This is a genomic window from Pedobacter ghigonis (genome assembly GCF_903166585.1).
Taxonomy (GTDB): Bacteria; Bacteroidota; Bacteroidia; order Sphingobacteriales; family Sphingobacteriaceae; genus Pedobacter; species Pedobacter ghigonis.
In genome coordinates this window covers 39,689-54,419 of the sequence record NZ_CAESCM010000006.1, presented here as the reverse complement: position 1 = coordinate 54,419, position 14,731 = coordinate 39,689, and the positions used below count along the sequence as shown (strand labels likewise).

Below are 14,731 nucleotides of genomic sequence, written 5' to 3'. Positions count from 1 at the left end.
TTAAAGCAGCGCGCTATACCAGGTAAACACCGGACTGGTTACTGTAGTGCTGGCTGCAGTTAATACTGCTGTACCCGAAGCACATAATGAGGTTGTTCCGGTCACAGTTACATCGGCAGCAGTTGCTGATGGATTAACCGTTATAGAAACTTTTGTACGGGTTGGGTTTGTACAACCTGCTCCACTTACCGATTCTACATAATAATCATGCGGACCAACTGCAAGAGATGCAGGGGTAGTAAAGCTGCTGTTGTTGGTAACCAGCATGTTTCCGCCAACGGCTGCATCGTACCAGTTATAGGTGATGCCTGCTACAGCCTGAACACTTAAAGTTGCAGGTGTACCGATACAAGTTGTAGCCGGGTTGGTAGTCGAAGCAATTGGAGGCGCTGCCGGAGGCAGTATAGTTACTACCACTTTAGTGCCCACAGTTTCGCAACCATTAGCTGTTGCAGTTACCGAATAAGTATAAGTACCGGCAGTTAAAGTTGGGTCGGTGGTGAAAGTTGCACCATCTTTTCCAGCCTGATAAGTTGTGCCTAAGTACCATTTGTACACAACACCTGCCTGTGGATTTTGCACGCCTAATGTGGCCGATGAGCCCTGGCAAGCACTCGCCGTTGCTGATGTTACTGTAGGGGTAGTAATTACACGTTGTGCATAATCTAAATTAACTGATGTTAATGCCCCAAGTAAACCTGAACCTAATCTCAGTTCTACACCGTCGAATTTACTGGTTGGAACAAAGCTTAATATAGCTGAAGTTCCGCCTGACAATAATTTTAAGCTGATTAATGGATTAGATACAGAAACCGCATCGTTATTGCTGGTGGTTCCCTGGAAAGTAGTTACCGTTAAGTTTGGCAATACCGCTACCGAAAGCAATGCTCCAGGTGTAGTAATTTTTACTTTTAAGGTATCACCTACGTTCGATAATCCGGTAAAACCAACCTGGTGATAAACCGAAGCACCCAATAAACCTACCGGAATAACCAGGCTTGATCCTGTATTCACATCATTATCAACTGCATAAGTTGGGTTGAAAACGCCTGCTAAAACAGCCACACCCGTAACACCACTGGCCACTGTTGTTATAGCAGCACCACAAGGTGTAGTAACCGGTGTACCATTAGGAATAACAGTAACGGTAACGGTAGCTCTGCTGGTAGCTGTACAACCACCCGCTATTGTAGCTTCTACATAGTAAGTTGTTGTTGCAGTTAACTGTGGTGTAACAAAAGTTTCACCGGTAAATATTGGCACCACTCCGTTTGATGTGGTGTACCAGTTAATGGTTGCACCTGCAGTACTCGAAGTTGCTTTTAATACGGCAACTGAACCTTCGCTGATGGTTACAGACGGTGGCGTAATTACCGGAATATCTATAGTACCCAATACAATTTTACCTTCCGTTCTGGTTGATGAGGTACCGCAGCTGTTTACCGCGGCTACAAAATAGCTGGTATTTGCGGTAATTAATGGTGTGGTAAAGTTATCACCTGTAAACAATACGGTATTCGATGTTGCACTATCGTACCAGTTGTAAGTTGTACCCACAACCGGGTTTTTAACCTGGAAGGTAACCGATGTATTCGGACAGGTATTAACCAGTGCCGAAAGTAAATCAGGTGTTACCGGAGCAGGGTTAGTAGTTACATTAACTACTGTTTTGTAGCTAACACAACCTGTTGGAGAAACAGCTGCAACATAGAATTTTGTGTCGCCTGTTAAAACCGGCGTGGTAAATATGATACCATCTTTACCAGTTAAATAAGTGCCGGTAGCATCGTACCATCTGTAGGTTAATCCTGCTGATGGATCGCTTACCTGCAATTGGGTGGTAGCACCCACACAAGCGGTAACATTAGCTGCTGTTACTGTCGGAGCAACCAATATACGTTGTGCGTAGTTTAAATTTATTGAAGTTAATGCGCCTAATAAGCCAGAGTTTAACCTAACTTCTACACCATCAAAAACAGCTGTTGGTACAAAAGTGATTAAAGCCTGTGTATTGCCGCTTAACAATTGAATATTGATTAAGTTATCATTCAACAGTTTCGAATCGCCATTGCTGTTGGTTCCAACATAGGTGGTGATTGATGCATTGCCTAATAACGAAAGTGACAATAGTTTTCCTGGCGATGATACCAATACACGTACCGTATCACCAACTTTAGATAATGATCCAAAACCAACTCTTTGATAAACAGAAGCACCTAATGCGCCTACCGGCATTACCAGCGATGAAGCTGTTTGTGTATCGTTATCAATAGCCAGTGTTGGGTTAAATACGCCTGATAATAAGGCTACACCTGTAACACCGCTAACCTGAGTAGTTGCAGCCTCACAAGGAACCGGATTTGGAGATCCGTTGCCATCTACCGTAATGGTAACCTGTACACGCGTAGCCGATGCACAACCATTGGTAGAAACCGATTCTACATAATAAGTTGTGGTAGCCAATAATGGTGGCGTTACATAGGTAGCACCTACATATACCGGAGTAGTTGCAGCAGCAGAAGTATACCAGTTAAAGGTATTGGTTGCATCAGCCGATGTTGCTGTTAAAATTGCAGTCTGCCCAGCACTTACTGTTGATGAACTTGCGGTTACTACTGGTAATCCCGGACGAGGGTTTACCGATACCGCAGCTACAGCACGTGCAGCGCTGGTACAGTTACCTTGCGATGCCTCTACATAATAAGTTGTAGCAGTAGCTAAGGCCGGAGTTTGAAACACTGCGCCTGTAAATACCAGGTTACCTGCTACTGCAGCATCGTACCATTTGTAAGTTACCGCAGCATCTGGATTGGCAACAGATAATGTAGCTGAAGAACCTTCACAAACATTGACAATTGTAGCCAATACCGGTGTTGGAAGCGCTGGAGTTACGGTTACAGTTACCGGAACACGCGTTGGATTTGGACAAGTACCTTTGCTTACTTCAATGTAGTAAGTAGTGGTAGCTGTTAAAGCTGGTGTGGTAAATGTTTCGCCAGTGGCAAGTTGTGTACCGCCTGTTGGCGCGTCGAACCAGGCCAATGTAGTACCACCATTTGCTGTTGCTGCTAATGAAGCTGTACTACCTGCACAAATGGTTTGTGCACCAGCAGTTATAGTTGGGTTTGGATAAACAACGGTTGCACCATATACATCTAAGCTGGTAACAGCCGAAACTAATCCGCCAAAGCTGACCTGTACCCTATCGTAAACGCCACCTGCAGCCAATGTTGCAGCGAAACGGTTACCAGAAAGTAACTGAAGGTTTAATAATGATGAATTTAACTGAACCGTTCTAACCACTGTAGAACCATTCATGATATTTACGGTAACATTGCCTAGGGCAGTTAAATCTAACAAGCCACCTGGCAAGGCTAAATCTAAGCGTACGCTATCGGTAGCCACGCCAGCTGATTGGAATATCAGTTGCTGATAACCTGATGCCCCTACACCTACCGCTAGCGATATTCTGGTGAAGTTGGTTGCATCAGCATCAGTAGAGTTTCCGGCACCAGTGATACCACACAGTAAACAAATTCCGTTAATTCCTGAATTTTGCGCGTTGGCAGCATTACAAGCTGTTCCGCCGCCACCGTTTAAAACAGTAACGGTTACTGCTACACGACTTGCGCTTTTACAGCCATTGCTGCTGGTCGTTTCTACATAATAAGTAGTGTTGGCAGTTAATGCCGGTGTGGTAAACGAAGTACCTGCTCCTACCTGGTTTCCTCCTGTAGCAGCATCGTACCATTGAATGGTATTACCTGCATCGGCTGTAGCCAATAAAGTAGTAGACTGACCGCTGTTAATTACCTGACTGTTGGTTGTAACCGTTGCTAAAGTTGCAGCCGGGTTAACCGAAACATTTACGGCTGTTCTCGAACTTACCGCAGTTCCGGATACCGCTTCTACGTAAAATACGGTAGCTGAAGTTATTGCCGGGGTTACAAAGGTACCATTGTTATTGGTAGCCAGTGGCGTGCTTCCGGTTGATGCATACCAGTTATAGGTAACGCCCGCCTGCAGATTGCTAACACTTAAGGTAGCAGGGCTGCCGGCACAAACCGTAGCTGCTGCCACTACTGGTGCATTAACGGTAACAGTTAAGCTGTAAGCTGTTGTTGCCTTGTTTCCGTTTGCATCGGTAGCAGTTAAAGAAATGGTATAGTTTCCGCCTGCAGTTGGTGTACCTGTAATTTCTCTTGTTGCGGTATTAAAGCTTAATCCCGGAGGAAGGCCTGTTGCCAAATAAGTATAAGGTGCTGTACCTCCTGTTACCGCAGGCAATGTTTGCGTTGGATACGCAGTACCAACCACACCGTTTGGTAAAGTTGCACCCGGTAACGATAGTACACCAATTACTTTTAGTGCATAAGTATTACTTGCGGTTCTGCCCTCGCTATCAGTGACAGTTACGCCGATTGAATAATTTCCGGCTTGTGTTGGTGTGCCCGAAACGGTTCTTGTAGCTGGATCAAAAGTTAATCCGGCAGGAAGGTTAGTACCTGCATAAGTATATGGACCAACACCACCTGTTGCCGCTGGCAAAGTTTGTGTGGCATATAGTGTTCCCTCTGTTCCATCAGGCAAGGTTGCTGCTGGTAACAATAAAGGATTAACGACAGTAATGGTATAATTGGTTGTTGCTGTTTTTCCGTCAGCGTCGGTAACTGTTACCGGTACGGTGAACGTTCCGGCAGCTGTTGGTGTACCTGTAATTTCTCTTGTTGCAGGGTTAAAGGTTAATCCGGCAGGAAGACCAGTAGCTGCGTAAGTATAAGGTGATGATCCGCCTGTTGCCGATGGAATAGTTTGTGTTGGATAAACCGTTCCGGTAGTTCCGTTAGCCAAAGTTGCTGCAGGTAATACCAGCGGATCGGTTACTTTAAGGGTGTAGCTGGAAGTAATGGTATTGCCATTGGCATCAGTTACAGTAACTGGTATAGTAAAGGTTCCGGTTTGTGTTGGCGTACCTGTAATTTCTCTTGTTGCAGGGTTAAAGGTTAATCCCGGAGGCACACCTGCTGCCGAATAAGTATATGGGCCCGTGCCACCAGTAGCAGCCGGAATTCCGTTTGTAGTATAGGCTGTACCGGTTACGCCATTAGGCAATGCACCAGGAGCTAAAGCCAACGCAGGAGTTACAGTTAAAGCAAATGTTGCTGTTGCAGTACAGTTTTTGCTATCGGTAACCACCACATCAAAAGTTGGGTTGCCCGTTGCAGTTGGTGTTCCGCTTACTAAACCACTTGGCGATAAGGTTAAACCAGCTGGTAAGGTGCTGCCTGCTGCTAAAGCATAAGTATAACCTGCGGTACCACCAGTGGCTACCGGAAGCTGTTTGCTATATGCCGAAGCAATTGTTGCATTGGTTAAAGTTGTGCCTGCAAATACAATTGCTGGGTTAACAGTCACCGTTACGGGTACTCTTGTTGTATTTGCACAGCTTCCTTTGCTAACCTGTACATAATAAGTAGTAGTTGCAGTTAAAGCCGGAGTAGTAAAGTTTGCTCCGGTACCCACCTGGGTGCCACCTGTAAGCGCATCGAACCAGGCTAAGGTTGTACCACCGTTTGCTGTTGCACTTAATGCTGCGGTACCACCCGAGCAAATGGTTTGTGCACCAGAAATAAAAGTTGGGTTTGGATAAACTACGGTTGCACCATAAATATCTAAACTGCTTAATGCCGAAACTACAGCGCCGAAGCTCACCTGTACCCTATCGTACACACCACCTGCTGCAACAGTTGCTGCAAAACGGTTAGCCGATAAAAGTTGAAGGTTTAATAATGAGGCACTGATTTGTGTTGTTTTTACAACCGTTGTACCATTATAAACGGTAACGGTGATATTGTTTAATAAACCTACATCGGCCAAACCGCTTGGTAAAGCCAAATCTAAGCGAATGCTATCAGTAGCTACACCTGCCGCAGGGAAAATTAACTGTTGGTAACCTGTTGCGCCAACACCTACCGCTAAATTGATCCTGGTAAAGTTGGTTGCATCAGCATCAGTAGAATTTCCTGCACCGGTAATTCCGCACAATAAACAAATGCCAGTAATTCCAGAATTTTGTGAGTTTGCGGCATTACAAGCTGTTGCACCACCACCGTTAATTACGGTTACAGTTACTGCTACACGGCTTGCGCTTTTACAACCACTTGAGCTGGTTGTTTCAATATAATAAGTTTTAGTTGCTGTTAAAGCCGGAGTGGTAAACGAATTTCCTGTTCCAACCTGTGTTCCTGCAGTTGGTGCATCGAACCAGGCAATGGTGTTACCTGCATCGGCAGTTGCATTTAAGGTAGTGGTTTGACCAGAATTGATATTCTGGTTGTTGGTGGTTACCGTTGCTAAAGTAGCTGGCGGATTAACCGAAACCGAAACTGAAGTTCTTGTACTTACCGCTGTTCCCGAAACCGCCTCTACATAGAATACAGTTGCTGAGTTCACTGCCGGTGTTATAAAAGTACCGTTGTTGTTGGTTGCCAATGGTGTACTACCAGTAGATGCATACCAGTTATAAGTTACACCTGGTTGCAAATTGCTTACCGTTAAGGTAGCCGTGCTGCCCGAACATACTGTAGCAGAAGCTACAACCGGAGCACTCACGCCTACCGTTATGGCGTAAGATGTAGTGGCTTTGTTTCCGTTAGCATCGGTTGCAGTTAAAGCAACATTATAAGTACCACCTTGTGTTGGTGTGCCCGAAATTTCTCTGGTAACCGGATCAAATGTTAATCCCGGAGGCAGATTGGTTGCTACATAAGTATAAGGTGCAGTACCGCCTGTTACGGCAGGTAAAGTTTGTGTTGGGTAAGTTGTGCCCACTACACCGTTAGGCAATGTTTTGGTTGGCAGGCTTAACGTTCCGTTTACTTTAATCGGATAGATATTGCTTGCCGTTTTACCCTGGCTATCGGTAACGGTAACACTAATGGCATAATTACCTGCCTGTGTTGGTGTTCCTGTAATTTCTCTAGTAGCTGGGTTAAAAGCCAGTCCGGCAGGTAAATCTGTAGCTACATAAGTATAGGGACCAACACCACCTGTTGCAGCTGGTAAAGTTTGGGTAGCGTAAACTGCTCCTTCTGTTCCATCAGGCAAAGTAGCGGCAGGCAACAATAAAGGATTGTTTACCGTAATGCTATAATTGGTTGTTATCGTTTTGCCGTCAACATCGGTTACTGTAACAGGTACACTATAAGTACCGGCAGTTGTTGGTGTACCGGTAATTGCCCTGGTTGATGGGTTAAAAGTTAAGCCCGGAGGAAGACCCGTTGCCGAATAGGTATAAGGCGTAGTACCTCCTGTTGCTGCAGGTATAACCTGTGTAGGGTAAGCTGTTCCTGTTGTTCCATCAGCCAATGTAGCTGCAGGTAACACCAAAGGATCAGTAATTTTTATCGTATAATTCGAAGTAAGCGTATTGCCATTGGCATCAACAACTGTAACCGGAATGGTATAAGTACCAGGTTGGGTTGGTGTTCCGCTAATTTCTCTGGTGGTTGGATTGAAGGTTAATCCCGGAGGAACACCCGTGGCCGAATAAGTATAAGGCCCTGTTCCACCTGTTGCAGCCGGAATAGTTTGTGTTGCATAAACGTTACCTGTTATACCTTCAGGCAATGCGCCTGGAGTAAGTACCAGGGTTGCCGTAACGGTTAAATTGTAGGTTGCCGTTGAAGTACAGTTCTTGGTATCTTTTGCTACAACAGAAAAAGTGTAGGTATTGGCTACACTTGGCGTTCCGGTTATTGCGCCGCTTGCCGATAAACTTAAGCCAGCTGGCAAAGTGCTGCCGGCAGCTAAGGCATATGTATAACCTGGTGTACCTCCCGTTGCGGCATCCAGTTGTTTAGCGTAGGCAAAACCTGCAGTAGCATTGGTTAAGGTTGATCCGTTAAAGATAATCTGCGGATTTACTGTAATAACTACAGGTACCCTGGCCGATTCGGCAGTACAACCCAATCTGCGGGCCGAAACATAGTAAGTTTTATTGGCCGTTAATGCCGGCGTAGTAAAGGTGCCGTTATAAGCAACAGTTTGCAATGCAGTTCCTCCTTCTATCGCGTCGTACCAGATCAGTTCGTTGGTACTTGGCGTAGTGGCCTGTAAAGCTACCGTTGTATTATAACATGCAGCAATGGCATTACTTGCAGGGGAAGTAAAGGTTGGTCTTCCCGCCGAACGGATTACCCCGTAAACCTGAATGGTTTGTGTAAGGTTTAGGTTCACCAGTGAACCGAGGGTAACTTTTACCCGGTCGAAAACAACATTGGAGCCGGGCGAGAATGGAATGGATGCCGGCTGACCGCTATTTAGCAGCCCCAGTAAATCTAAACTTAATAAAGCCGGATCAACCGTTGAGGTGTACACCTGCTGGTTGCCGTTATAGGCTGTAACCGTTATATTTTTTAAAACACCGGCAGTTAGTAATGCTGGTGTTGAGCTAAGTCTTAAAGTAAAATCATCGCCTGCATTTGATGGCGTTGCAAAATAAAAATTTTGGCTAATGGATGATGCCACGCCAAGTATACCTAAACTGAGTTGAGAAAAGTTATTCGGATCAGCATCAATGGCCCTTTCGCTATTGGTAACGCCTGAACTACCGAGCTGAAGCGCATCGAGCGTTATGCCTGTGCCTTCGTAACCTGTGGCAAATGCCTGGGCACAGGGGTCGGTACCGGAAGTATAAAATGCATAATATACCTTGGTATTATTGGCTACACCAAGTAATAACGCATTGGTTACATCTTTTATATATACCCTGTCGTAAGCCTGTGTAGGTGTTATCGCTACATAAAAGAATCCGTTGGCATCTTTTACCAAACGTAAATTTTCGGCAGAGAATGCTGCAGTACTGCTTCCGCTTAATATAGTCGTTGCACCATTTCTGGCACCAACCTCAAAAGAGTGGTTACCCAGAACAACTGTTCCGCCTACATTGGCAAGTAAGCCGCCCAGGCTACCTCCCAGCAACCTGTTTAAAATATCTCCGTCAAAATCAATCCTGATATAGGAAGTAACACCCGCAGAAACTGCTGCCGGATATCTGAGTTCCAACTCTCCGCTATAGCTACCTATACCAACGGCAATACCACCATAAGAATTTACAGTAGCAAAGGTGTTGTTGTTTAAAGTTGCATTGTTTGCATTATCTACATGGCTCTGTGCAGATACGTTATTTGCAAAAACTTTTGTTTGCGCATACGATTTGGAATAGAAGAGCGTTAATAAAATGATGATTGCAACACAGGTATTGCGGACTATCCCTATTCGGGACGAAAAAGTATGAGTTTTCATCATGTCAGGCGTTGTTTAGAAGACTTACTATGGGTAAATGCTGCCGTTAGGTAAATGTTTTTATAGGTGCATTATATAATCATGACAAATCTAAATCTTGAATAGGTTGGTATTTCATCCATTGCTATTCATTTTCCGAAAATCTCTTCCATTCATTTTATTCATAGCTCGCATTCTTCATGAATAGATTTCCTCAATTGTGAAATTATGATGACATTAGCGCTAGTCATCCCCATACGTTAATTCATGAATGCTAACGATCTCCTTATTGAACTTAGGAAGTTTGTCCTTATAAAATCAGGTTTGAGAAATATCGACCCTGCCCATTGTAAGATCATTTCTGAGTATGTATTTCAAGAAACCAAGAATTATGTAAGCGAAACCACGATCAAACGTTTCTTTGGCTTCGCCAACACTTTGCATAAATTTTCGCTTTTTACCTTAAACAGCTTATCACAATATATAGGCTATAACGATTGGGATTCGTTTTGTAAAGACAAGGAAAATCAGACAACCTCTGTACAAAGTATCTGGCAGGATTTAAAATTAAAAACTCATGCCATTACAGAAGTATCGTTAATTGCCAATAAAAACAATTCGGGGGTTCCTTTTAATGCTACCGCAAACCGGAGTTTCTTTTATCCCGATTTCGATTATTTCTTAAAAAACAATTACCAGTTTACCACTGTAAGTGCGCAGCCCGGTCAAGGCAAATCGATATTACTGACTCATATGATTGAGTATTTTTTCCTTTCAGAAAATGCCCTTTATAAAAATGATATCGTTTTAATGGTTAATTCGACCAGTATTAACACCATTATACAAACCGGAAGTACTTTACAGGAATGGTTTTTAAAAGAATTTAAATTTAACAGCCTTACCGAACTGATAGGCTTTTTTAAAAAGAACCCCGATAAACGTGAAGGACGTTTTGTGATTATTGTTGATGGTATAGACGAGCATCTGGCCAAAAGCAATTATTTTAAAACTTTTATCGATTTCTTATACAGCATTGAGGAAAACAATTTTGTGAAACTTGTTTTTGCACTGCGAACGAATAGCTGGATTAACCTCCAGCCCGCCATTTACGGATCGGCATCGTTAACCAAATTGTGGTACACAGGTCTCTTTTACGATGACGATACCTTAAGCAACGTTCCCTCACTCAATACCGAAGAAGTACTCTACGCCCTTAGCAACATCGAGAATAAAGCCATTAACAAAGCTGATGTTAGCCCTCCCCTTTTAACCCAGTTTAAAACCCCTTTTTGGTTACAGGTTTATTTTAAGCTTAAAGATGAAAACCACCATCTCGAGCTGAATAACCCCCTGCTGTGTTATGAGCTGATTAATTATTTTCTGGAAAGGCGGGTATTTCTGGCTAAAAAAAGTACCGAAAAAATATTCCTGCTTAAGAAAATAAGTGATTCCATTTCGGAAGGGAGCAAAAAACTAAGGGTATCGAAAGAAAAAATACTGAGTTACATCAACTGCTATCCAGATGCTTACGAAGAGCTTTTACAAGCGGGAATTATAATAGAAGAAAAACGATTAAGTACCGCCATTCCGACAGAAATTGTACGTTTCTTGAACGACGATATTTATACTTACTTCCTGTTTATACAGATAACAGATAAATTTGCCTACAAGCCAGATAAATCATTTTTTGAATACATTTTAAACAACTTCGCAGTACAGAGCAGCCTCAGGTGCCACATTTTAAACTGGTCTATCCGCTTTTGCGTGAACAGAAACGAAATTGCTGCGCTCAAAAATATTTTTAGGCTACCATTTAGCAATACCGAAAAAAACAATGCTTTCGATTTTATCTGCTACGTTTCGAAATTCGAGCTGGGCAAAGCCAATTCTAACTTTAACAAGTTAAGTATTGGAATGGATTTTATCGATATTATGGCTACCGGAAGGACCATGAGCAGCCTGTATAAGGAAACAGTGAAAACCATTTCTGAAAATGTACTCAATGAGGATATCCAGATTATGCTGCATGTGATAGAATGCAACGTTAACCTCATCGATGTAGATAAAAATGCCCTGGCCAATACCATGCAATCGCTTAAAAGAAATTACAAGCGGTTAAATGAACTTTTTCCAATCAATCCGTACGATTTAATTCTTTACTTCTACAACAACCTGGTTAACAAGCCCAGCGACAGTAAAACCCTTGAAGATAAAATTATCAGGCTTTGCCAGGATATAGACCGCAGCACGCCGCGTAAAAACGAAGAGATGACTTCTGCAGAGATTTTGTGCTACCGGATGGTTTTGATCTCCCTGTTCTCACAAAAGAGTTACGCCGAATGCCACCGTTTCATTATGGCCATCCTAAGCAAGTATCCGAACCTTTTTTATGTGCGCCACTCGGTGTTTTCGCCATTTTTGCTTATTCACCTGGGGCAAACTTATATTAAGCTCAATTACTTTAAAAAGGCACAGCGCATTATCCAGTTTGTTGATAAGATTATTAGCAGCGATTATACCTATTATACCAATTTTATACTGGCAAGTTTTAGTGTTTTTAAGGCTAATTTTTACAGCGCCACACACAACTACGAGCAGGCATTGGTTGAAGCCAACATTGGCCTTGAATTAACCAGCAAAAATGATTTTAAAATGTTCGAGATTTCGCTCCTGCTCAACAAGATCGATACCTTGAAACACACTGAAGATTCTGAAGAGGTATCGAACGTAATTAAAGAACTGCTTAATTTCTTAACCGTGCACAAGCTCTCCATGCCTGATTATGCCAACCTGAGCGGCAGCGAATTTGAGCATACCTTTAAGATCTTAAAATCGTACCGACGCCACCAAAATCTATAAAAAAAGTCCTGCAGTTATTGCAAGACTTTATTTCGTTCATTCGTTCAATGGTCAATTGTTCATTAGTACTGCAAATTGCCAATTTTAAACTGCTAACTGTTATTACTATTTGATCAGGTTATAGAGTTCATCCAGTTTTGGTGAAAGTACAATCTCGATCCTTCTGTTTTTACTTCTTCCATCCGCATTAGCATTTGTACCCAATGGTTGGAATTCCCCTTTACCTGTAGCAGTCATCCTTACACTTTCTACCTTTCCAATTTCAGTCAGATAACGTACAACTGAGGTAGCTCTTAGTACGCTTAAATCCCAGTTATCCTTAATTTGTCCGAGGTTATTTATTTTTTGGTTATCGGTATGGCCTTCTACAGCAATATTGATTTCGGGTTGTTGTTTTAGTACATTTGCCAGCTGTGTAAGCGCCTGTTTACCTTTTTCATCAATTATGATACTTCCGGAAGGGAACAAGAGTTTATCGGTTAACGATACATATACCTTCCCGTTTTTAATTTCTACGGTTAAGCCACTTTTGGTAAAGCCAAGTAATGCTTGCTGCAGCTTTTCTTTAAGTGCATTGGTTGCTTCATCACGCTTGCGCAATACTTCTTCTACTTCCTTTAAGCGTTTTTCTCGTGCAGCTAAATCGCCGGATAGTTTGGTGATTTCTGAAGATGAATTACTTTTTAGTTTTTTATAATTGGCATCAACTGTATTGTAATTGCGCTGTAAATCGCGGAGTTCTTCGGCCATTAAAGTGGTATCCTTTTTTAAACGGTTTACTTCTTTTTCGAGGTTTTCGATTTTAATCAAACCTTCGTTAAAGGCAGTATAGAGTGAATCTTTTGTACCCAATAAAGCTTTATACTTTTTAGGCGATAATACAACACAGGAAGTTAGCGAAGAAATAACGAGGAGAAAGGCAAATGCAAGAAAGGTGTTTTTCATTGTTTTAATTTTGGGGTTAATTGGTTAATCGGTTAACTGTTTAATCGTGGCAGTTAACCAATTTATGCTGTTTATACAGTTAACCATCTATGGCGTTCCGTAAAAATGCAACTAAAGGTTGTACCGTTTTAAAAGAACTTATCAACTTATTAACGAGGTTAGGTTTAAAAAATTCTTCATCATCGATTTTCATCGTTGCTTCAAAGCTTTTTAATTTCAGGAGTTCGATGTTCGGATCAGCCGGATCATATCCCTTAGGTGCATTTTTCAATGCATTATCGACCCCCAGCTTAAAATTTTTCTTAAACTCCTTTGCGTTAATAATTGCTTTAAAGTCTTCGGCATTGTAATCTATTTCCTGCCTGATCAGTTTTAGGTGTGGTACATCGGGCATCCAGTAACCTCCGGCAATAAAGCTTTTTCCGGGTTGAATGTGCAGATAATAGCCGGGCTCGTTCCCTCCTTTTTTGGTAGAAAACCACATGCCGTAATTATTTTTATAGGGATCTTTATTTTTGCTGAAACGCACATCGCGGTAAATACGTAACAGGCATTTTTTGGGGTCGGCCTCTGCCGAAAGTATCGGATCTATTTTAGCCAGTTCGGGAATAATGGCACTTACAAGTTTTAAAACATCACTTTTGGCTTCTTCATAAACTTCTTTATTAATTGCAAACCATTCGCGGTTATTATTTTCCGCAACATCTTTTATAAAGTTTAAGGTTTCTTTTTTAAGCATATATCTTGAGGTTAACTGGTTAAGCGGTTAATTGGTTAATCGTTTCTAAATGCGCATTGTTTAATCGGCGCCAAACGCTTATCGCTAAGTGCCAAACCAACAATTAACCAGTTTATACAATTAAACAGTTAACCTAATTACTTATCGTAATAGGGCTTGTACTTAATATTTGGCGATAAAACGTGAAGTAAAATGATCCTCGAATATCGGTAATTAAAGGGATACAGGATAAAACAGCCTGTAAAAATTACGATGAGGTAATGCCAGAAAGTACTATCGGTAAGTGGTCCGAAAATTAAATAGGTAATAAAGCTGGCCACCAGCATTTCTATCACATTCATGGCGTAGCTTACGTACATAGCGGCATAAAAATAACCGGGTTCTATTTCTATACGCTGCGCGCAGTGCCCGCAAATTTCTTTGGTATGCTGTATATTCCAGCCGTACATGCTGCCGGTAAAAATATCTCCTCTACGGCAGTGTGGGCACTTGCAGTGTACAATGGCGTAAAGTTTCGATGTAGTGCCCGACATACTTTTAATTTAAATTAAAAGGTTCTCTTTTCATATTGAGGTGGATATTTTTTTTACGGTATTTTTTATACCAGATTACCCCAACAATTACAGCCATTAAGTATGGAATAGATAAAAGATATAAAACCCCGGTATTTAAACCCGCCGTTTGTGTATTACCGTTTTTAACGCCCTGCTCGGCATTAATGGTACACATAGAGCACTGCGCATTAACATGCTGGCTTGTTGCAAATGCGAGCACCAATACAAACAGGATAAAAATTACTTTCTTTTTCATGTGGTACAAATATAAGCATAAACGGCTGGAGGGGTTTAAAAATTATGTCATAAAAAAGCCCTTGCTTTTTAGGGCAAGGGCTACGGGAGAGAA

General features: G+C 42.2%; 6 protein-coding genes. 1 reads left to right on the top strand and 5 read right to left on the bottom strand.

Annotated features, from left to right (window positions below):
* Positions 1 to 9,309, bottom strand: a complete 9,309-nt coding sequence (locus HWV58_RS10535) for a beta strand repeat-containing protein (protein WP_175634074.1) — start codon at positions 9,307 to 9,309, stop codon at positions 1 to 3.
* A gap of 300 nt (positions 9,310 to 9,609) precedes the next feature.
* Here HWV58_RS10535 and HWV58_RS10530 point away from each other — a divergent pair, with 300 nt between their 5' ends.
* Positions 9,610 to 12,144, top strand: a complete 2,535-nt coding sequence (locus HWV58_RS10530) for an NACHT domain-containing protein (protein ID WP_175634073.1) — start codon at positions 9,610 to 9,612, stop codon at positions 12,142 to 12,144.
* A gap of 105 nt (positions 12,145 to 12,249) precedes the next feature.
* Here the strand turns inward: HWV58_RS10530 and HWV58_RS10525 are convergent, their stop codons facing one another.
* The 4 genes from HWV58_RS10525 to HWV58_RS10510 all read right to left on the bottom strand — a co-directional run bounded on the left by HWV58_RS10525 (position 12,250) and on the right by HWV58_RS10510 (position 14,638).
* The gene (locus HWV58_RS10525; RefSeq protein ID WP_175634072.1) at positions 12,250 to 13,089 is read right to left on the bottom strand and encodes an OmpA/MotB family protein; all 840 of its coding nucleotides are present in this window, start codon (positions 13,087 to 13,089) and stop codon (positions 12,250 to 12,252) included.
* Positions 13,090 to 13,168: 79 nt separating this feature from the next.
* Positions 13,169 to 13,828 carry a DUF2461 domain-containing protein gene (locus HWV58_RS10520; protein WP_175634071.1) on the bottom strand — a complete coding sequence of 220 codons (660 nt, stop codon included), beginning with the start codon at positions 13,826 to 13,828 and terminating at the stop codon, positions 13,169 to 13,171.
* Between the two features lie 137 nt (positions 13,829 to 13,965).
* Positions 13,966 to 14,361, bottom strand: a complete 396-nt coding sequence (locus HWV58_RS10515; RefSeq protein ID WP_175634070.1) for a DUF983 domain-containing protein — start codon at positions 14,359 to 14,361, stop codon at positions 13,966 to 13,968.
* A 4-nt stretch (positions 14,362 to 14,365) separates the two neighbouring features.
* Complete coding sequence (locus HWV58_RS10510) at positions 14,366 to 14,638, bottom strand: hypothetical protein (protein WP_175634069.1); 273 nt, start codon at positions 14,636 to 14,638, stop codon at positions 14,366 to 14,368.
* Positions 14,639 to 14,731: the final 93 nt, after the last annotated feature.